Here is a 769-nt window from a genome sequence, read left to right on the forward strand (position 1 = left end):
CTGCCGCGCTCGGGCAGCCCGAGCAGGCCCGACGGGCCCTCGACCATCACGTCGCGCACGTCGGCGAAGGTCTCGCCGACGAGCGCGATCCGGCCGATCGCCCTGTCGGTGAAGGCCGGGTCGCCGCGGGCGAGCGCGTCGACCCACTCCGCCCCCGTCCGCGTCTTGCCGCAGCCGCGGCCGCCGATCACCGCCCAGGTGGTCCAGTCGTCCTCCCAGGGCGGCGGAAGCTGGTCGGGCCGCGCCTGGTGCAGCCAGTCAAGCGCCAGCGCCCGGAGGAGCGGCGGCGGCAGGCTCGCCAGAAAGGCGGCCATCCGGCCGGTCGCCGCGGCATCCTCCATAGCGGCGCGCGATCTCCGCGCGGAGGCCCGGAAGGTCGAGGGCGGAAGGGGTTCGGCCGTCGCCATCGCCCTCCCCTTCGCTAGCGGGATCGTCGGCGGCGAGGTCGTCGAGCAGGCGCTTGAGGCCCCCGAGATCGCGCAGGGTCCGCGCGGAATCGATCACCGCCGCCCCCTCGCCGCGCAGAGCCGCATCGAACGTCGCGATCTGCCGGCCGATATGCGCACGCAGCCGCCGCCGCAGCACCGGGAGGTCGGCGGGCACGCGCACCGGATCGCCGCACCGTTCGAGGGCGGCGAGATCGGCCAGGATGTCGTCGGTCCCGCGCGGGCGGACCGGGCACGTCCGCGCCCATCCGCGATCGCGCATCCAGCCCGTCACGGTCGTCTGCGGGAGCCCGGCGGCGGCGGCGATCCGCGCGAGGCTGGCC

Annotated in this window: 2 pseudogenes; both read right to left on the reverse strand. The window is 76.6% G+C overall.

Annotation, left to right across the window (positions count from 1 at the left end):
- A pseudogene (locus FV223_RS29060) lies at positions 1 to 314 on the reverse strand (ATP-binding protein); the annotation flags it as partial.
- Positions 259 to 769, reverse strand: a pseudogene (locus FV223_RS29065) (hypothetical protein); the annotation flags it as partial. The pseudogenes FV223_RS29060 and FV223_RS29065, both read right to left, overlap by 56 nt.

Source organism: Methylobacterium sp. WL116, from assembly GCF_008039455.1.
Taxonomy (GTDB): Bacteria; Pseudomonadota; Alphaproteobacteria; order Rhizobiales; family Beijerinckiaceae; genus Methylobacterium.